Source organism: Paenibacillus sp. FSL H7-0940 (assembly GCF_037979415.1).
Lineage (GTDB): Bacteria > Bacillota > Bacilli > Paenibacillales > Paenibacillaceae > Paenibacillus > Paenibacillus amylolyticus.
The window spans coordinates 471114-490325 of record NZ_CP150280.1 but is presented as its reverse complement, the minus strand read 5'-3'; the positions used below and the strand labels follow the sequence as shown (position 1 = coordinate 490325).

The 19212-nt window shown below is 44.4% G+C and carries 18 protein-coding genes and 1 pseudogene; 7 read left to right on the top strand and 12 right to left on the bottom strand.

All coding sequences use genetic code 11. From position 1 onward, the window contains the following. Positions 1–103: 103 nt before the first annotated feature. From MHB71_RS02100 to MHB71_RS02090, 3 genes are all read left to right on the top strand, one after another. Positions 104–1546: an ABC transporter permease subunit gene (locus tag MHB71_RS02100; protein ID WP_338706768.1), complete on the top strand. Its 1443-nt coding sequence runs from the start codon at positions 104–106 to the stop codon at positions 1544–1546. Between the two features lie 36 nt (positions 1547–1582). Then, positions 1583–3094: an ABC transporter permease gene (locus MHB71_RS02095; RefSeq protein WP_340028713.1), complete on the top strand. Its 1512-nt coding sequence runs from the start codon at positions 1583–1585 to the stop codon at positions 3092–3094. Between the two features lie 76 nt (positions 3095–3170). Further along, entirely contained in the window at positions 3171–4991 is a 1821-nt protein-coding gene (locus MHB71_RS02090) for an ABC transporter substrate-binding protein (RefSeq protein ID WP_340028712.1), read from the top strand. 61 nt (positions 4992–5052) lie between these two features. Here MHB71_RS02090 and MHB71_RS02085 read toward each other — a convergent pair whose 3' ends face one another. The 3 genes from MHB71_RS02085 to MHB71_RS02075 all read right to left on the bottom strand — a co-directional run bounded on the left by MHB71_RS02085 (position 5053) and on the right by MHB71_RS02075 (position 7684). After that, complete coding sequence (locus tag MHB71_RS02085) at positions 5053–5694, bottom strand: sugar O-acetyltransferase (protein ID WP_340028711.1); 642 nt, start codon at positions 5692–5694, stop codon at positions 5053–5055. A 61-nt stretch (positions 5695–5755) separates the two neighbouring features. Next, positions 5756–6763: an ROK family protein gene (locus tag MHB71_RS02080; RefSeq protein ID WP_340028710.1), complete on the bottom strand. Its 1008-nt coding sequence runs from the start codon at positions 6761–6763 to the stop codon at positions 5756–5758. Positions 6764–7309: 546 nt separating this feature from the next. After that, entirely contained in the window at positions 7310–7684 is a 375-nt protein-coding gene (locus MHB71_RS02075; RefSeq protein WP_340028709.1) for a hypothetical protein, read from the bottom strand. Positions 7685–7779: 95 nt separating this feature from the next. On the opposite strand from MHB71_RS02075, the gene MHB71_RS02070 reads away from it, so the two are divergent. Beyond that, a complete protein-coding gene (locus MHB71_RS02070) occupies positions 7780–7980 on the top strand; it encodes a hypothetical protein (protein WP_026080945.1) in 201 nt (66 codons plus the stop codon). 265 nt (positions 7981–8245) lie between these two features. On the opposite strand, the gene MHB71_RS02065 is transcribed toward MHB71_RS02070, so the two are convergent. The 3 genes and pseudogenes from MHB71_RS02065 to MHB71_RS02055 form a co-directional block, all read right to left on the bottom strand. Then, on the bottom strand, positions 8246–8704 hold the full coding sequence (locus tag MHB71_RS02065; protein ID WP_047843914.1) for a GNAT family N-acetyltransferase: 459 nt from the start codon (positions 8702–8704) through the stop codon (positions 8246–8248). 27 nt (positions 8705–8731) lie between these two features. Next, positions 8732–8982, bottom strand: a pseudogene (locus MHB71_RS02060) (hypothetical protein). Between the two features lie 255 nt (positions 8983–9237). Further along, positions 9238–9975 carry a cyclase family protein gene (locus MHB71_RS02055; protein ID WP_127550034.1) on the bottom strand — a complete coding sequence of 246 codons (738 nt, stop codon included), beginning with the start codon at positions 9973–9975 and terminating at the stop codon, positions 9238–9240. Positions 9976–10175: 200 nt separating this feature from the next. Between MHB71_RS02055 and MHB71_RS02050 the strand changes: the two genes are divergently transcribed. Next, positions 10176–10811, top strand: coding sequence for a type 1 glutamine amidotransferase family protein (locus MHB71_RS02050; RefSeq protein ID WP_340030117.1), 636 nt, complete (start codon positions 10176–10178; stop codon positions 10809–10811). Here the strand turns inward: MHB71_RS02050 and MHB71_RS02045 are convergent. Further along, positions 10795–11721 (bottom strand): NADP-dependent oxidoreductase, encoded by a 927-nt coding sequence (locus MHB71_RS02045; RefSeq protein WP_340028708.1) that lies wholly within the window; start codon positions 11719–11721, stop codon positions 10795–10797. The two genes, MHB71_RS02050 and MHB71_RS02045, sit on opposite strands and share 17 nt — an antisense overlap. A 196-nt stretch (positions 11722–11917) precedes the next feature. Between MHB71_RS02045 and MHB71_RS02040 the strand changes: the two genes are divergently transcribed. Next, entirely contained in the window at positions 11918–12796 is an 879-nt protein-coding gene (locus tag MHB71_RS02040) for a PhzF family phenazine biosynthesis protein (protein WP_340028707.1), read from the top strand. A gap of 69 nt (positions 12797–12865) precedes the next feature. Here the strand turns inward: MHB71_RS02040 and MHB71_RS02035 are convergent, their stop codons facing one another. From MHB71_RS02035 to MHB71_RS02015, 5 genes are all read right to left on the bottom strand, one after another. Continuing rightward, positions 12866–13813, bottom strand: coding sequence for an alpha/beta hydrolase (locus MHB71_RS02035; RefSeq protein WP_340028706.1), 948 nt, complete (start codon positions 13811–13813; stop codon positions 12866–12868). A 110-nt stretch (positions 13814–13923) separates the two neighbouring features. Continuing rightward, positions 13924–14640: an expansin EXLX1 family cellulose-binding protein gene (locus tag MHB71_RS02030; protein WP_036668609.1), complete on the bottom strand. Its 717-nt coding sequence runs from the start codon at positions 14638–14640 to the stop codon at positions 13924–13926. Positions 14641–15157: 517 nt separating this feature from the next. Continuing rightward, positions 15158–16363 (bottom strand): cation:proton antiporter, encoded by a 1206-nt coding sequence (locus MHB71_RS02025; RefSeq protein WP_076216431.1) that lies wholly within the window; start codon positions 16361–16363, stop codon positions 15158–15160. A gap of 3 nt (positions 16364–16366) precedes the next feature. Further along, positions 16367–16873 (bottom strand): cation:proton antiporter regulatory subunit, encoded by a 507-nt coding sequence (locus tag MHB71_RS02020; protein WP_036617317.1) that lies wholly within the window; start codon positions 16871–16873, stop codon positions 16367–16369. Next, a complete protein-coding gene (locus MHB71_RS02015) occupies positions 16863–17336 on the bottom strand; it encodes a GreA/GreB family elongation factor (protein WP_340028705.1) in 474 nt (157 codons plus the stop codon). The genes MHB71_RS02020 and MHB71_RS02015 overlap by 11 nt, the downstream gene beginning before the upstream one ends. Positions 17337–17724: 388 nt before the next feature. Here MHB71_RS02015 and gdhA point away from each other — a divergent pair, with 388 nt between their 5' ends. Further along, positions 17725–19110: an NADP-specific glutamate dehydrogenase gene (gene gdhA, locus MHB71_RS02010; RefSeq protein ID WP_179087907.1), complete on the top strand. Its 1386-nt coding sequence runs from the start codon at positions 17725–17727 to the stop codon at positions 19108–19110. The last annotated feature ends 102 nt before the right edge of the window (positions 19111–19212 follow it).

Here is a 19212-nt window from a genome sequence, read left to right as displayed (position 1 = left end):
TATACCATTTAATTCCTTGACAATTGTTTAGACCCTAAATAATATATACTATATCAATCGGAATAATGCAATTTAAACCTGAATGAAAGGAGGCACGCTTGGTTTGAATCTTGCAGAAAGCAGCAGACTCTCGCGGTTGGTGCACAATTTAAGTTTTATTTATGGCAAAATGCTGCTTCATCCTTCCTACCGATATGTTCTGTTCATTCTTGGATTACCGATCAATCTGGTCGTGTTTCTAATATGGCGTTCGAATCGAAAAAATGACGGCTGGGTAGCTGCCAGGCAGACGGCTGAGCAAGAACTGCTCGCTTCTTCCTATCGGAACAAGATGAAGTTGGAAGTCGAAGAACAGCTGCGACGCAAACATCGTTTTTTCCAGCAGCAGGTCAGTGAGGAAGAATTCAGACGTCAGACCGAGGAATGGTTGGAAGAAACGGTTCAGAAAGAGTTGAAGGAGCGGACTTCTCGCATACTTCAGGAACAGGGAAGTCAACGTCTTACGATGGCCGATACATTCCACACCCTTATCGACAAACCGTGGTTTTTCGCGATATCCATTATTCCTGGCTGTCTGATGTATGGCATCCTCTTTTTGTATGGAAATCCTTATCTAAAGTACATATTTGAAAGAATACTGATGACGGTATTTGTCATTCTGGGCGTAGCCACACTCGTATTTACGATTTTGTATATGTCTCCGTTCAACCCGGCAGCTAACATTCTCGGAGAGACAGCAACGCAGGAACAGATTGCAGCATTCAATCAGGTGTATGGCTTGGATCAGCCTTATCTCACACAGCTCTGGAACAATATTAAGGGAGTTGCTCTCTTCGATCTTGGCAAGTCTTTTGCAGGAAATGAAGACGTAACAGCAACGATTGCAAGAAAGTTTCCAATTACATTGACGCTGGCGGTCATCTCCCTGCTATTAGCACTTGTCATTGCATTACCCATCGGTATCATCTCAGCGATTAAGCCTAATTCATGGTTCGATTATACGTTTATGTTCATCGCTCTGATTGGATTATCGATCCCGAATTTCTGGCAAGGACTTATTTTTATTCTGAACTTTTCGATCAAATTGCAGTGGCTTCCCGCCACCTTCAACCCGCAAAATTGGCTGTCGATCATTATGCCAACCATTGTGCTGGGCACAGGACTTACGGCTGCGGTGGCACGGATGACCCGGTCTTCTACACTGGAAGTCATTCATGAGGATTATGTGATGACTGCCCGTGCCAAGGGGTTAAGCGAACGTCAGGTCATGCTGAAACACGCTGTACGCAATGCATTGATTCCAATCGTTACTGTGGTTGGACTTCAATTCGGAGCCATGCTCGGCGGGGCAGCAGTGACGGAGAAAGTGTTTAATATCAGCGGTCTCGGCAGCTATATTGTGGATAAACAATTCATCCCCGATATTCCGAGTATCATGGGCGGAGTAATCTACACAGCAATTACGATCTCCATTATCAATGTAGCGGTTGATCTGCTGTACGCTTTTATTGATCCAAGAGTGCGCTCCAAGATGAAACAATATTAAAGTGTGTGTTGAACTACCTCTTAAAGCAGGTGTAATATGACAAACTCGTCCTTAACACAAGAAATGCGTTTCCGGCTTAAGTCTTCTCGAGAATACAGTCAGGCCAGCTTCGCTTGGATCACGTCCCTTCTCTTGACTGCCTTGTTGCTGTTCAACAGTTATGACTGGAGCGGGCAGACGTTCAAACCATTTCTGCTAACGATACTTGGGATCTATGTATTCTTCACACTGGTCCAAAGTGTCATCACCCTTCTGATTCGAAAAGACTTGATCCGTACGGGTACGATCTCTACTTTGACCCGCAGGTTAGCCTGGGTTCAGCTACTTGCCATCATTTCTGGCAATATATTTATCGTAACGGCAGCCTTTCATCTGATTCGAAAAGCCAGGAATGTGGAGTACACCTTTGCGGTATATATGCTGTTAACCCAGCTGTTCGTCATCGGTGTATCTGCGTTAAATGTTTTCAAACCTTATGTGGCTGATAACTTTTTGCCAGCCATGGCGGTGCTCATATTTATTCTGGTCATCGACCTGGTCGTACTGATTATCTTATCCCGATATAACGCGACCTCTACCCTCCCTCGCTGGATGATCGGTGTCAGTGTAGTACTGATTCTGACCTCGATCACAGGCAATGTATTTGCTCTATTGCTCGGCATCTCCATTATTGGGCGCATTCGCAGACAGGGGAAACAAAAATCAAACTTCTGGAATGATCTGTGGGAGCGACTTGCTCCAAATATGACTGCCATGTCCGGTTTGTTTTTTATCATTTTTCTGTTCTCGATATCGATTTGCAGCTTTTTGACCTTTGACTACAGCATGGCTGTGGAAAATAACTACTCGGCGCTGCTCCAACCGCCTTCCCTTGCGTATCCCTTGGGAACGGACGACTTCGGACGATGTTTATTTTCCCGGATTGTATTCGGTGCCCGGATCTCCTTGATCGTAGGATGCATGTCGACCATCATTCCTGTGTTGATCGGTGGAGTCCTCGGAGCATTCTCCGGTTTCTACGGAAGGCGTACGGATAACATCATCATGCGGCTGCTGGATATTCTCTATGCGATTCCGGGAATTCTGCTCGCCATTGCCATTATTGCGGCGTTCGGAGCCAATACGGTCAATCTCATTCTGGCGCTGAGTCTGGGTTCGATCCCAACTTACGCCCGTACCATGAGAGCCAGTGTGCTCTATGTATCTACTTTTGAATTTGTGGAAGCTGCACGTGCACTGGGGTACAACAATCGTACGATTATTTTCAAACACATTATTCCCAACTCCCTTGCGCCCATGATTATCAAATCCACACTCACGATTGGTGGAGCTGTTATTGCTACCAGCAGTTTGAGTTATCTGGGACTCGGCGTGGAGCCGCATATTCCGGAATGGGGTAACATTCTGAAGCTCGGCAGTACATACCTGGAGACCCACTCTTATCTGGCGATTTATCCAGGCTTGGCTATTATTCTGCTGGTTCTTTCGTTTAACTTTCTCGGTGACGGTCTGCGTGATGCGCTTGATCCCAAGCTGGAAAAGGCATAACTGATTCGTCGTTGAAATGAATGATATAGAAAAAAGAAATCACACATCACACATTCAAGATATGGAGGGTAATCCCATGAAAAAACGTACACTGATCTCATTACTATTAATTCTCGTCATTGTGATTTCCGGTTGCAGTGTAAAAACGAAAACCGAATCCCAGGCGGAGACCACACCAGCGGATACAACAGAAACTGCACAAAAACCGGCAGACATTGAACTGCTCGCCATGAGTTCTTCCGAAAATGATGTAAACATTGTCCGCGACCAACTGACTAAAAACGGCTTCAATGTGAAACTGAACCTGCAGCCGGATTACGGCAGCTTCAAATCCCAGCAGGATGCAGGGAATTATGACATTGCCTTGTCCAGCTGGACAACGGTAACGGGAAATCCCGATTATGCGGTGCGTTCCCTTTTCAAAACAGGTGGAGATTACAGTATCCTTGCGGATGGGGAACTTGATAAACTCATCGATCAGGCAGCTACTCAAACTCCGGATGAGTACAAAGACACGTACAAACAATTGGAAGATCGCTTGGTAACAGATCAAGCGTATATCGCGCCTTTGTATATTTCCCTGAAAAGTCAGGCTGTGAACCAAGACATTCTGAATGTCGACACCGTTCGTCTCTCCAAATCCCGCGCCATGGCTTGGGAACCGATTGAGTTCAAGGACAGCTCCAAAAATGCCACAGACCCCTTGATTCTGACGCAAAGTGCATCCGTACTGACTTCCCTTGATCCAATCAAAGGAAACGACGGCTCCATCAACCAGTTGAACACCAATATGTATGTACGTCTCGTTAACTTGACGGATGACGATCAGCTGACAGCAGATGGATCACTGTCCCATAACTTTAGTATTGCTGAAGGTAATTCGGACTACTACTTCATTCTCAGAGACGATATCAACTTTGCGAAAATTGATAACAAAAAAGCTGTAGATACAGGAGAACGTGTCGGTGCAGATGATGTGATCTTCTCCCTGGATCGTGCTAAAAATAAAGATTCCGTTCCGGATCACCGGACGTACAGTCTGCATGAACACATCAAAGAAGCTGAGGTTGTAACGGATCTGAGTGCATTACAATCCATTAAACAATCCAGCGGTAACGGCACAATCCTCGAAGCATTGGAACAAGGATTGGGCAGCAAAATTACAGAACTCGTGACGGACAAAACCAAAGCAGATAATAGCGCAGGTAAATATCAGGTCGTTAAACTGACCACAACTGAACCTTTCCCGCAAGTACTGAACTACCTGGCTCACCAATCTGCGGGTATCGTGTCCAAAAAACAGGTGGAGAGCATCAACACATATGATGTAGCTTCCTTTGACGTCAACAAAGATATTCCTTACGGTGATCAGAACACGGTGACTGAAGGCGCAGCATACAATAACACCCTTTATACCAGCGGACCTTATATTTTGTCTTATAAAAATGACTATGAAGGTGTATTTTTAAAAAATCCGGCCTACCGTAAAGGTACGGAAGATGAGCCAAAAATTGCTCAGGTTAACGTCCGATTCATCGCGGATGCAGACAGCGCACTCTCTGCTCTTCGCAGCAGTGAAATTCACTTATACTACGGTGTACCTGAAACCAAGTATGACATCATCGAAAATGACAGCAAACTGAAACTGCAAAGTCTGCCAAGTAACGCTGTCTCCTATCTGTTGTTTAACACGGCCAATCGTGAAGTTGCCAAGAGCAGTGACCTGAGAAAAGCCGTGCTGTACTCCATTAATCAGGATGAGATTTTGAGTTTCTACAAGAACAATAAACTCAAAGCATATTCCACAGTAAGCCCGCTTGTTCAGACCGGGAATGAATTGAAAGCTGATCCTGCAAAAGTAAAAGAATTCTTGAGTAACTACAACGCCTCCAAGTAAACGTACAACAAAAAAAGGTTGTCACCAGGATCATCTATTTGATCCTGATGGCAGCCTTTTGTCATTCTTCCAGCACACGGCAATCTGCCAGAACATCGGGATAGTTTCGCATGCTGTCTTCATCAGTAATTTTACGAATAACTTTGCATGGTACGCCTGCTGCAAAAGAATGCGGTGGAATATCACGAGTCACCACGCTACCTGCTCCGATCACACAGCCGTCTCCAATCGTTACGCCCCCGCACACTGTGACGTTTGCCGAGATCCATACATCGTTTCCAATCGTGACCGGTTTGGCATAACATAGTGACTTCACATCACCGTTCTGGTCCACCATCCGTCTCCGCTCGCTGGCAATCATGGGGTGAATGGGAGTAACAATCGTGACATTGGGTCCAAAACTGGTATAGTCCCCGATCGTCACTTGCGCGTCGTCTTGTATCGTCAGATTGTAATTACCGAAGAAGTGATCGCCTATTCGGGTATGCACACCATAATGAAAAAAGATGGGGCCTTGCATGAATCCGCCTTCTCCAATCTCTCCCAGTAGCTGTTGCAATATCTGATTCCTTTCCTCAGTCTGTTCTTCAAAGGTCTGGCTGTAACGCTGACTGAGATTATGGGCTCGCCTTTTGATGATCTTTAATTCCGGATCACTTGGACTGAACAACATGCCCTTCATGATTCTCTCTTCTTCACGCATCACGAATCCTCCTCTACAAGAGTTAGCTTATAAAATAAAAGCCACAGACATGACCTGTGGGTTATAAGGCTTCTGATAGAATGCCTGACTTCAACGCCTGAAGCACCATTCCCCTTAACCCAGCATCAAAATCATGTTGGAACGAATCCTGATGTACAATCTCGGGCAATGACGGCATGGGGTGATCCTTCCCGTACTGCTTCCACGCCAAATCCAGCTCTTCTCTCTCCACCCGTTCCTGATAAATGACAATCTGGTGCGGGGCAACGACGGCATTAATCGTTTGCAAGATATGACATACCTGCACTACAAAATCATCTTTGCTCATGTCACGTTTCCAATCAGGTGAATAAGGAAGATACTTGATCTCACCAAACATCCCGTTTTTCCCACGGATTATCTGTCCATTCAACATCATGCCCATACCCGGCGGATATCGGTTTGGAAAATAAATTCCTGCTACACTCTGTTCCTTCATATCCGCATGCTGTGTACAGTATCCGCTAATCGCTGCATTAACATCATTCTCCACGAGAACGTTCAGTTGGAACTCGCTCTCGATCTCCCGTATCAGATGTGAATGGATAAGCTCTTCATGACTGCTCACCGTGATGTCCCCATCCACGGCTTGCCCCGGAATACCGATGCCGATCATATCAATGGAGGGATACTCCTTAATGAAACACGCAATAAGTTGCAGCATATGCTGTTTATCAAAAGCAGGCAAGATACTCTCTTCCTTCAGCACAACCTTATTCTCCAGATTCATGACCGTTGCCGAAATCAACTCCTGGCCTTTCATCTCTTTGATGTAAAGAACCAAAGCAAGCTTAAAGTTATAATTATATCGATATGCCTGAGCAGGACGACCACCGTTAGAGGGAACCACTTTATCCTGGAACAACTCTCCGCCATCACATAATTCCTGAATCAGCGCATTAATGGTAACAACACTAAGATTGGTGAGTGAAGCTAATTGCGGTTTGGTCGCCGTCTCGATCTGCTGCATGACTTCACGCACATTGTTCAAATTGATGTATTTCATCATTGTAGCGTTGGCTTTTTTCATAACCCTCTCGTTTCTACTCTGGTTCAATTGAGCCAAAGCAATGGTATGGATGTCATTTCACACCATATCATAACATAATGCCTTACTTGAACACATGAGTTCCATCGTGCTGGCAATGGATCGGAATCGGCAGAACTACTTTGTTCACTCAAACAAATCATCCATTGACTTCACAGGCTTCACTTCCATCGGCTGCTTGGACAAGGCCATATTGGCATAGGTACCTGCCCATATTATAACTGCCATAATAACGTATACCATCCATACTTACCTCCCTGTTTCCTGCGGATTATGATTTTGCGATACTTATCATATGTGACTATTATTCTAATTAATAAATATACTTTATAAAGTATATTACGTAAGTATGCGAGGATAATAGTTCTTTGTCAATATGATTTAGATTTATCCGAGCCCTTTTCAGTCCAAGAAAATTGGAACGCATTACTACAACAACACGTATCATCTCGATGCTCATAAAAAATAACTGCCAAAAGAATCATTCAACGATTCTTTCGGCAGCCGTTTGTTCAACATACGAGCAGTTTATTTCGAATAGATTCGCTGTACCCCAGGCAATAAGGTCACAACTTGAATACCCACTCCCCATGCAAAATAGACCAAGTGAATAACAGAGACATCCTGAATCCAGTACACCTGCGCCATAATCCAAATGATGAGAGCAAACCCCGTATACAACGAAAAAGTCCAAGCCCAATAGCGGTCAGGATAGAGATTCAGTCTCTCTCCCAGCCCCCAATGAACGTAACAGATGAGCGAAATAGCAATTATTGTAGGCATCACGCCAAGTACCAGCAATAAGATGATCCCCGGGAACAAAAAACTGGCAAGAGGATTATACTCAAACCCTCTAGTACCATTCTCACACATGCCACGTATTGTTCCTGTGCTTCTTTTCACTATATAGATCTCGAAAATCATTCGTAATGGAAAAACTTGATAAAAGAACGTACGTTCGGTATAATGGGATTATCCTGAATAAGCGAGAGGCAGATATGGACGACAAATTTATTAAGGAATTACGCGAGATTAGTCGGGATGACAGACGAAGATCGGAATTTATGATTCAAGGTTTGAAGGAAACACTGCAAGAACGCAAAGAAGAAGGCATACTTAAGCGCTGGATACGGCGTAAGAAAACAGAGAAAAAAATCTCTCAAAGATTTAATCAAGATCCTCACTCGGATCAAAAGTAACAATATAAAAAGGAGGCGGAATACGCCTCCCTTGCTATTTACATAAGTGAATTATTTAGAATTCATTAGTTGTGACTTAACCCATAAGTTTGCCAAAGCACACATTTATGCTTCTAAATAAATCAAATCCTAGCTGAACTTGGTTCCTCTTAAGCTTACTTGCCTCTTGCCAGTTAGCTAAATGAAAAAAGAGCAGCCTGCCATCCTGCAGTCTGCCCCGTGCTTTATGAACTAACGTTTACCGTTAGCTTATAAGTAAGGGTCTCTATAGCTCTTTTACCATCTTCACAACTTCAATTTCATAATTTAAATGCTTATAGAAATTTACGGCACGAAGGTTATTGTTAAAGACATTCAGTATAAGCTGTCGATAGCCTTTTTGCCTTGACCACTCTTCTGCTTTGGTCATGAGTCCCTTGCCGACCCCTTTTCCTTCTCCTTGTGGAGAAACCGCAATCGCCACAATATAGCCTTGTTCTATATCGTTCAATTTATCTTTATGCGGCTGTACTTCAAGGAAACCCAGTAGCTCTCCTGTTTCATCTTCCGCCACAAAAATCTCCGTACCAGGAGAAAGATTGTCTACTGATTCTTGGGCTAGGCTGAGCTGTGATTCTTCCATTTTGTCTGGATCACGCCAGCTCATCAGCTCAAAGTCCATAAATCGTAAAGCCAGACTTACAATGAAATCTTTATCGGACTCTTGAAAAGCTCTAATCTGCATACACTTACCCCTTATATATAATATAAATTATGGAATACCTGTTCTAATCTTAATATTAATGCCGTTATTTCTCCCAAGCTCGACCAGTCGACCTTCAGGAACTTCATTCAAAATAAACTTTCCAAATTCACTAATCTCTTTTTTCTTTGCAAGAAGTACAGTAATCTGTTCAAGATGCTTCATAGTCTCGTTTAGATTATGTACTTGGAAATTTAACATCACTTTTTGTTCTGTTGGAAAATAACTGTCATTCTCGATAAAGACTGTACCTTTTTTATAACTTCAAGATTCTTAGTTCTCCAAAATACTCCTCCGAAACCTTATATCATCGTATCTAACTCCTGTCTATCATCAAATTTTTAGCTATCCGATTACATTAAATATTCGAGGTTTAAATTAAAATACCTTTTTCAACTATCCTGCCCGTTAGTTGAACTCAAGCAGACAGCCGACTATTTAGCCGGCTGTCTACTTGAGTATCATTATGAGTTCTGTGCCTGATTTATCTAATTCAGCTTTTGATCTACCCCGTATTACGGCAGAATGGCAAAGGATCGAACTGGAAAACCAGAAGCTTTCTCCGCTTTGGGTACAATATTGAAAATAACAGCGCCCTTGGCCGGCACCTGATCCAGGTTTGTTAACAGCTCAACTTGATATGTATCCTGGGCAAGTACATAATATTCTGCGAGAAGTGCTCCATTCTTCTGATAATCCACCGCTGAATCCGTGTCAAAGGTTTCATGACCGATCGCCTGTATTTTTCTTTCCTCAAATAAAAACATGAGCGCACTAACCGACCATCCGGGTGCATGACTGTTGCCCTTATCATCCTTGTTATCAAATGTTTCATGGTTAGGCCAGCGTTTGCTCCAATCGGTACGTAAGGCTACAAAGCTTCCAGCTTCAATCACGCCATGCTGTCTTTCAAATTCAAGAATATGCTCCACATCCAGTGTGAAATCCGGATTGTTCTCTACTTCGGCGGACTGGTCAATGACCACAAGTGGCAATACAAGCTCCTTCAAACCTAGTTCATCCAGATACCGGGTATCCCGAACGAAGTGGATCGGCGCATCAAGATGTGTCCCGTATTGACCCGGGAACTTGAAGCTCTGGGCAAAGAAACCTTGATCGTGATCAAACAGTGTATCGAATTGTGCTGCCTCAAAAGCTGAAAAATGTGGAGAGCCTGGACCAAACGTATGGGTCAGATCCACCCATTTCTTTTCTTTTAACAATTGAATGGCTTGAATGAGTTCGTTGGACATCCTAATCACCTCATGCACAAAATGGAATAAATTTCTCCTATTATATCTTATTCCACTACAATTGGGGAGCAGTCCCTATATTGGTTCTTAGGGCTGTTAATTTTCAAATTTAAAAACTTCACTGACCGTAGATGTCAGTGAAGTTAATTTATAATACAAGAGTAATCCATTCAATCATGAAAACAAAAGGAGCATGTATGATGCAAACAAAGAACGTATATCTATATGTATTTGATACGATGGCAGACTGGGAGGTAGGATATCTAACTGCTGAATTGAACTCGGGAAGGTATTTCAGGAAAGAGATTAAGCCTTTACAGGTCGTAACCGTAGGCGTGGATAAACATCCGGTAACTACCATGGGCGGATTGAACATCCTTCCTCATATTTCTATTGATGAATGTACATTGAAAGGTGACGATGTCATCATTCTTCCAGGAGGAAACACCTGGATGGATACCATCCATGATCCCCTATTGAAAAAAGTTGCTGCCTCTATAGAAGAGGGTACGGTTATTGCGGCGATTTGCGGTGCGACAGTTGCACTTGCAAAAATAGGGATACTGGATTCCAGACAGCATACAAGCAATGATTTAGAATACCTGAAGATGATATGCCCAGATTATACAGGAGAAACCTATTATGTAACGGAGCCTGCAGTAACCGATGGAAATCTAGTTACTGCATCTGGAATAGCTCCGTTAGAATTTACAATGCATGTGTTAAAGCTATTGAATGTCTTTGCACCAGAAACCTTACAGGCCTGGTACAATCTATATCAGACTCATGAGTCCAAATACTTCTACGAGTTAATGAATTCTATTGCACCTGAATAACCAGTTTCCCCCGGGTATGATGGGTTTCACTCTTCTCATGTGCTTCCCTTACTCCCTGTTGAGTTAGCGGGTATGTTCCATCAATAATCGATTTGAGCTTGCCTTCCGCAGCCAGTTCAGCCAGCTGATCCAGTTGATCCCCTTTGGGCTCCATCATGAAGACGTTGGCCGTTACTCCGGCTTCCTTGGCAAGCTTCTCATCCGGTTGTTCCACCAAAGATACCAGATGCCCGCCAGACTTTAACACCTTGAAGCTATCGCGCTGAATATCACCACCCATGGTGTCCAGCACAACATCATAATCGGAGAGAATCTCCGAGAAATCTTCTTTTTTATAATTGATAAAATGATCTACACCCAACGAACGAAGCAACGCTTCGTTTGATTCACTCGCCGTGGAAGCCACTTCAGCGCCGAGGGACTTGGCAATCTGAATGGCATACGTTCCCACACCACCTGCCCCAGCATGAATAAGTACCTTCTGTCCTTTGCCTAAACGTCCGTGATCCACAAGTGCCTGCCATGCCGTCATCGCCGCTAGCGGGATCGCTGCCGCTTCCTCGAAACTCAGTTGTTCCGGTATACGGGCAATAATATCCGCATCGACAGCAACATATTCTGCATAGGTTCCGAATTGACGCGGACGCGCAAATACCCGATCACCTTCTCTGAACCTCGTGACATTTGAGCCTGCTTCAGCCACAATACCGGCAACATCGCCGCCCAGAATCAACGGAAAATTCTCCGCTGCTTCTTTCATATAACCTTGTCTGATTTTGAAGTCTACCGGATTCACCGACGTGGCATACGTTTGGATTAATACCTGATTCACTCCACATGTTGGCTTGGCTACTTCTTGTTCCTTCAATTGTTCCGCTCCACCAAATTCCTCAATCACAATTGCTTTCATTAGAAATCCCAGCCTTTCCATTGATTATCGTTATACTCTCTCTCCCTTCATTACCCTTTCCCGGCGATCACTTGACCTATTCATTCAAAATTCACAGCAATCTGGGATTCACAAGCCCGTTCAACAATCGTGATATAATGTCGATTATCGATTACGTTAAATCTTAACCCAATAACTGAACAAGCGAGGTAACACGATGGAAGTAGAAGTAAGTACATTACATTCATTTGCGGACAAGGCTCATGGCGGAAACCCCGCAGGTGTTGTTTTACAAGCAGCGCATTTGTCTGAAACCCAGATGCAGGAGATTGCCAGACAAGTCGGTTTTTCAGAGACTGCGTTTGTCATGCCGTCGGATCAGGCTGATTTCAAAGTACGTTACTTCACCCCAAGTGATGAAATCGATCTATGTGGACATGCTACAATTGCTTTATTTTATCTAATGAAGACACAACATCTCGTTAATGTTGGTACATATACACTGGAGACACTGGCCGGTATTCTTAAAGTTGATATCGAAGTCAATGGAGAAGTCTATCTGTCTCAGACGTTGCCGGAGTTTGGGGAGATCGTGGATCGACAGCAGATTGCCGATTCGTTACGTATTTCTATGGAGGATTTGCATTCCGAGCTACCTGTACAGATCGTGTCTACCGGGTTACCCGATATCCTGATAGCTGTTAGGGATGTTGATGTTCTGACCAAAATCGACCCTGACTTCCAGCGTATCTCTGAAATATGCAAGGCTCATCATGCCGTAGGTTATCATGTGTTTACACTCGAATCAGATGCTGAGGACGTTCTGGCAGAATGCCGTAATTTTGCACCGCTTTATGATATACCGGAAGAGAGCGCGACGGGCACATCCAATGGTGCAATGCTCTGTTATTTATCCCAGTACAACCAGCTTTCAGATCCTCATCTTCACACGTACACGATCAGACAAGGGTATACCATGAACCGCCCCTCTGAGATCCGAGCCAGATTAACTTTGAACAGCTCTAATGAAATCACACAGATTCAGGTTGGCGGTAGTGCAATTCATATCAAAAACATTCAAATACACCTCCCTTAGTGGGAGGTGTTTTACGTACTTAGGATATGTAAACTATCTTATGCGAAGCAGTGTAGTAGCCAGTGTTCATCATTGAATTTGTTGTAAAAATCGTAGTACCGCTACCTCCAACTGGTTCAGCCCTGGCTGCTCTATAGGAAAATGGCCTGCCCCTTCCAAGATCACACATTCCTTGTCTACCACCAGACGATCAAAAAAAGATTGGCTGAACCTGATCGGTGTCATGGGGTCCAGTTCAGGGTGAACCAACAGGACCGGACACTGATTGAACTGTTCCGGGCTTACCTCCGGTTTTTTATTAAGGAATGTTCTTAATAATTCCAACGGAATACGTGTAGCTGCCGCTTGTGGATCATTCATAATAAGCCGGGTTAAGTCCTTGTTATTAGTAATCAGTTGCATTCGGGATACCTGTTTGACCGAAATACGTACATGATCCAGCAGACCAGGGAACAGATCCATCATCCGTTTTCCCGCCCGGCTTACCAGAAGATTCGGTGCAATCTGATCTCGCATTTTCGGATTACTCGTGTCTACAAATGTAGTTGCGATCAAACCCTTAACACGCTTACTGCGTGCACTGGTGTGATAGGCAAGCATACCTCCGATGCTACTTCCCAATACAACGATTGGCTTGCCATCTTTTTTGTGTTCCCGTTCGATGAGTGACACAAGCAGCTCTATCCAAAGTTCGTAGTTAATACGTGTACCAGACATTGCGTAACTTAACCCATACGGCGGAAGATCTGGCGATACCACCTCGTATCCATGTCGCTGCAACATGCGGGCATACGGAGCGAGCAACCTGCCATTGCCTCCCGCACCATGAATGAACAGAATTTTGATTGAAGACTCCGACGCAGGCAAGCGATCGATATGCAGATGAACCCCATTTGACTCCCACCATTCTTCCTCAGGAGCTGTATGCTCCCCTAACCTCACTTCTTCCGGGAAAAAGGCCTGATACTGTTTCCAATAGGGATGTGTTGTCTGATATGAAGGCAAACTTTTTTTCATACGTTACATTCTCCTCTTTTTGTATACAAAAAAAAGCCGTACAGTGTACGACTTTTCGTTAAGAATACGTCTATGACCATACTTCTTTTTATAACAACTCCGTATATCTGTCAATCGGGAAACTGTACATTGCCCGGTACGATATATGCACCACCTGACCCATCATTAGGCAGAGCCGGGATCGTGTCATTTAATACCTGACCGCGAATATCGGTAATACGAACGTTTAATTTTTCTTTGCCCAGTCCAGTTCCGAGGAAATGATTATAGTCTTGCTTTTCAAGATTGAGCCACGTGCCATCCTTCTGTTTCACTTCGAACTTCAGCACCGGATATTTGTGATTACGAACCTGAATGGCTGCCCACCACTGACTGCTGCCTTCCTTGATCCGATAAGAGACGTTGCCTTGAATTGGAGCTTTGACCACTTTCCAGCTGATATCGATTTTGCCTGCCTTTGGGTCACCGATCAAGTTAAAGGCATTCGGTGAGAGATCCAGCGCTCCGCTGGCGCCTTCTGGATAAAGGTCTGTTACATAGACGGTTGTTTTGCCTTTAGGACCCTGCACCTCGAGATAGGCTCCCGCTAAAGCGGCTTTGACACCGTTATAATTGAGTTGAAACGGATTAAGTGCAGTAATCTTCATGTCCGCCGGGATGGGATCAAGCAACACTGCACCTCCCGAGTAACCTGAGCCTGTATACGTCGCGTAACCCTGATATGTATCGTTCCATGCAGCAGATGCAGGCAGAGCAAATAATACGAGACTGAGCAACATCCCTGTACCGGCCCATTTTAACCGTTGAAATCTACTTTTCTTGTTCATGAGCTATTCCTCCTCGTCATTCTAACTTCTGTTACATTGAAACATAAGTTGAACTAAAGAATATTTACACTTGCCACTCCGATGACAGAATAACCTTCCGATCACTGTTATCCCCAGATTTTTTGATTCAATTTTACAAAGGTGAAAATCTGTTGATAAAGGCGAACGCTCCGCTTCTTCAGGTTTCTTCTGTCCTCTACGTTCTCGTGTAAATGATCCATTCAACTGCTAGATTTGAATATAACATTATTTTACATAATAACTTCTTATTTTCAATCCCTCTCAACTAAATCACATCTTTAGTCCTGCCCGTGGACTTGAACATTCACGACCACGCACAAGATATGGATACATACCATAATTTGGTGGAATGAGCATAATTACAAGCCGACATTGGGACGATTCCCAATAATAAAAAAACGCCACACCCCGGAGTGATTTCTCTCTCCAAACAGTGTGACGCTTATTAAGCATTACGGTTAAAATTCCCTGGCTGTCCAGCGACAACCGCATCGGCTCATCCTGTTTCCCTTCGTTTCATCCGCTTCCTTAGTCGCTCATACGATGCGTAAATCCGCGGAGATTCTTTTGTCAGGATAGGCCCCAGCACAGCCAGAATTAACACATACAACACGGCAAACGATTGGATGGATGCCATCAGCCCTCCGGCCTTGCCGATGTTCGCCATGATAATGGAGAATTCGCCCCGCGAGACCAGGGTAAAGCCCACATTCAATGAGGCCTTAGGGCTCATTCCAGCCAGTCTGCCAGCGATCATACCTGCACCATAGTTACTGGCAATCGTCAGAATAACGGCAATAATCGTCATCCCAACAGCTCCGCCAAGTGAAGCCGGCTCGATGGTCAGGCCAAAACTGAAGAAGAAAATTGCACCAAAAAAATCTTTGAAAGGCATGATCTGATGTTCAATCCGACTCACATGTCTTGATTCGCCCAACACAAGCCCCATCATCAACGCTCCAATAGCTTCCGCTACGTGCAGCGTCTCCGAGAAACCGGCTACCAGGAAGAGCAGTGTCATGACGGTAAGCAGAAACAACTCTGATGACTTGATATTCAGTGCCTTATCAATATATTTGATGCTTTTCCTGCCAATAATCAGGAACAGCACAATAAACAGCAGGGCAGACAGCGATACTAACAGAACACTTAGGAATGAAGTTGCCCCGCTGAGCACAAGCCCGGTCAGGATAGAGATATGAATCGCGATGAACAAGTCATCGAACATGATCATGCCCATAATAATCTCTGTTTCAGGGTTTGCCGTGCGTTTCAGATCAACGAGCACTTTAGCTACAATGGCTGTAGAAGAGCTGGTCATGATCCCGCAGACAACAAGTGTCTCCTGAAGGGGCAGATCCATGAACCACCCCAACAGCAATCCAGAGACAAAATTCAGGCCCACATAGAACATGCCCCCGGTCAGAATGGCTTTGCCAGACTTTAATAACCGGGAGACCGAGAACTCCAAACCCAGATAAAATAACAAAAACAGAATGCCAAGCCTGCCCATAAATTCAATAAAGGTCGAACTTTCGATAAAACGTAAATCCACTATGCCAATTTGTGGTGCATGTGGTCCAACAGCCATACCAATCAGGATATAGAAAGGAATGACCGAAAATCGTAATCGTGAAGATATCAGCCCAGTAAGTGTAATCAGCGCAACGGCAATTCCCACTTCGAATATGAGCATATCCATAGGCTAAGTCCGTCCATCAGTTAACAATTGTTTGAGATGTTTGATCTGATTCCGTTCACCGGCAACTACAATTGTAGCTCCAGCGGTAAAAGCATAATCCGGGCCTGGATTAAAATGCTTCTCCTTATCCTTGGTCACAACAGCGAGAATTACGGCGCCCGTGGCCTGACGGATATCCAGTTCACCAATCGTCATGCCTACGCTTGCGGCGTGAGGCTCAATCCGTAGCCATTCGATTAACAGCCCTTCAAGCATCACTTCACGCTCATCCTGAAACTTCGGTTTATAGGTCATACCACCAACAATAGCGGCTACCGCCCGGGCTTCATCATCGTCCAGGGTGACAAGAGATACCATATCACCCACCTCTTCAGGTGTATCTCCTGACTCCATATGGAACAGGTCACGTCGCTCGTCGTTATGAATCACTATGACCAAATGCTCACCACTACGGGTATGCAGCCAGTATTTACGTCCAATCCCTGGTAAGTCCGTCTCTTTAAAGTGCATGATCTGCACCCCCTAGCGCCGGCTCGTTCAAGGTTTCGCTTTTCAGCTCGATCCCCGTAATGCGGATTCTCATGGAACCTGATGGTGTATGAACGGACTTAACTTCCCCTTTACTGCCAAGCAGTAATTGACTCCCTACTGGAGAGAGGAAGGAAATACGACCCTCATCAGGATTAGTATCCTCTGGCATGACAATCATGAAAGAATCTGACGTATGAAAATCGAGATATTCAAAATCAATATGACTGCCGATCAATACAGCTGAGTCCAGATCTTCATCAGGACCCAGGAGCAGTTTTTCCACATACTCTGTATATGCAGACAATTGTTTTTCCAATTGTATCCGCTCTGGATCACGCGCGTCGAAATAGGCGTCGAGAAATGTTCTTTTCTCTTCAGCGAATGTAAATAGCTGGCTCACCAGCTTCTCTCTGCAATTATGGCGGGAGGTCCTATGGTTCATAATAAATTTCACCCCCTATACAAGCCTTGTTCTCCATGTTGATTGGCATGTTTCTCTTCATCATCTTGTTTTCCTCCTTTATATTTTAAAAAGATCCCGGGATACGAGACCTTCTTACCATCTTACCAAAACTAATATTTTAATCCAGTATATTCGTCTAACTTGCTTTTTTATTATCATTTGTGGTCATATCTTCCATTTAATAACTTAATTCTTCACATCATATGGTAGATCCATAGAACATTTTAATTACTGCATAAAAAACATTTTATGAATTTTCATCTCGTATTTTTATTTGCTTTCCTGTATATTTAACTACAAACTTTTATTCAATTTATGCAAATAAGCCTCTACAGACTTTAACACAATAAAGGAGTGCATCGAAAAAGTGTCCACGATAACAAAAGAAACTAAAGAGTCCGTTCAAGTTACTGCCGCAGAATATGTTCATTCCGTTTATGAGTCGGTTGTTGCCAGAAATCCGCACGAAGACGAGTTCCATCAGGCTGTCAAAGAAATTCTGGATTCCCTTATTCCTGTTATTGAAGCACACCCTAAGTATAAGAACCATAGTCTGTTGGAACAGCTTGTTGAACCCGAACGTGTAATCACATTCCGTGTCCCATGGGTGGATGATCAGGGCAAAGTTCAGGTTAACCGTGGATTCCGGGTGCAATTCAACAGTGCCATTGGCCCTTACAAAGGCGGACTTCGCTTCCATCCTTCTGTATACTCGGGCATCATCAAGTTCCTTGGCTTCGAACAGATCTTCAAAAATGCTTTGACCGGTCTGCCCATTGGCGGTGGTAAAGGTGGTTCTGACTTCGATCCCAAAGGAAAATCAGATCTGGAAGTCATGCGTTTCACGCAAAGCTTCATGACAGAGCTGTACAAATATATCGGTTCCGATACGGATGTACCGGCAGGTGACATTGGTGTAGGCGCAAGGGAAATCGGTTACATGTTCGGCCAATACAAACGTATCCATGGCGGACATGTGGCAGGCGTTTTGACAGGTAAAGGACTGCTGTACGGAGGAAGCTTGGCACGTAAGGAAGCGACTGGCTTCGGCTGTGTGTATTTCGTGAAGGAGATGCTGCAATCCAAAGGGCTCAGCTTCCAAGACAGCACAGTCGTTGTCTCTGGCTCTGGTAATGTATCCATCTATGCCATTCAGAAGGCACAGGAGCTTGGAGCTACAGTTGTGGCGTGTAGTGACTCAGGTGGCTATATACACGATCCACAAGGCATCAACCTGGATACCGTGAAACGTCTGAAAGAGGTTGATCGTCTTCGCATCAGCGAATACATCAAAGAACACCCGCATGCTACATATACCGAAGGTTGTGAAGGCATCTGGTCTATCCCTTGTGATATTGCTCTTCCATGTGCAACGCAAAATGAGATCGATGAAGAAGCTGCGGCCCTTCTAATCAAAGGTGGCGTGAAGGCCATTGGCGAAGGGGCGAATATGCCTTCCACCCTGGCTGCCATTGACGTCTTCCACGGTGCAGGCGTGCTGTTCGGTCCAGCCAAAGCGGCTAATGCCGGAGGTGTAGCCGTGTCTGCTCTTGAAATGTCACAGAACAGCATGCGGTTGTCCTGGTCATTTGAAGAAGTAGACGCCAAGCTGCATGACATCATGAAGAACATCTACACCAGCTGTGTAGAAGCTGCTGAAGAGTATGGCTGTGAAGGCAACCTCGTAGCCGGAGCGAATATCGCCGGTTTCCTCAAGGTAGCGGATTCCATGATTGCTCAAGGTGTAGTTTAATTTAAATACGTGATTCTCCACGATCAAAGGGCGTTCCCATCCATTTGGGTAACTGCCCTTTTTTCCTTGTCTTCAATTGCTCTAATGGCAAGGCAATGGTAA

Coding starts and splice junctions, on each gene's coding strand:
- MHB71_RS02085 (WP_340028711.1), bottom strand. CDS start 5,694: ATGCGTGAAGAAGAGAGAATCATGAAGGGCATGTTGTTCAGTCCAAGT.
- MHB71_RS02050 (WP_340030117.1), top strand. CDS start 10,176: ATGCAAACAAAGAACGTATATCTATATGTATTTGATACGATGGCAGAC.
- MHB71_RS02015 (WP_340028705.1), bottom strand. CDS start 17,336: ATGAACCATAGGACCTCCCGCCATAATTGCAGAGAGAAGCTGGTGAGC.
- MHB71_RS02030 (WP_036668609.1), bottom strand. CDS start 14,640: ATGAACAAGAAAAGTAGATTTCAACGGTTAAAATGGGCCGGTACAGGG.
- MHB71_RS02040 (WP_340028707.1), top strand. CDS start 11,918: ATGGAAGTAGAAGTAAGTACATTACATTCATTTGCGGACAAGGCTCAT.
- MHB71_RS02090 (WP_340028712.1), top strand. CDS start 3,171: ATGAAAAAACGTACACTGATCTCATTACTATTAATTCTCGTCATTGTG.
- MHB71_RS02080 (WP_340028710.1), bottom strand. CDS start 6,763: ATGAAAAAAGCCAACGCTACAATGATGAAATACATCAATTTGAACAAT.
- MHB71_RS02055 (WP_127550034.1), bottom strand. CDS start 9,975: ATGTCCAACGAACTCATTCAAGCCATTCAATTGTTAAAAGAAAAGAAA.
- MHB71_RS02095 (WP_340028713.1), top strand. CDS start 1,583: ATGACAAACTCGTCCTTAACACAAGAAATGCGTTTCCGGCTTAAGTCT.
- MHB71_RS02025 (WP_076216431.1), bottom strand. CDS start 16,363: ATGGATATGCTCATATTCGAAGTGGGAATTGCCGTTGCGCTGATTACA.
- MHB71_RS02045 (WP_340028708.1), bottom strand. CDS start 11,721: ATGAAAGCAATTGTGATTGAGGAATTTGGTGGAGCGGAACAATTGAAG.
- MHB71_RS02070 (WP_026080945.1), top strand. CDS start 7,780: ATGGACGACAAATTTATTAAGGAATTACGCGAGATTAGTCGGGATGAC.
- MHB71_RS02035 (WP_340028706.1), bottom strand. CDS start 13,813: ATGAAAAAAAGTTTGCCTTCATATCAGACAACACATCCCTATTGGAAA.
- MHB71_RS02065 (WP_047843914.1), bottom strand. CDS start 8,704: ATGCAGATTAGAGCTTTTCAAGAGTCCGATAAAGATTTCATTGTAAGT.
- MHB71_RS02020 (WP_036617317.1), bottom strand. CDS start 16,873: ATGCACTTTAAAGAGACGGACTTACCAGGGATTGGACGTAAATACTGG.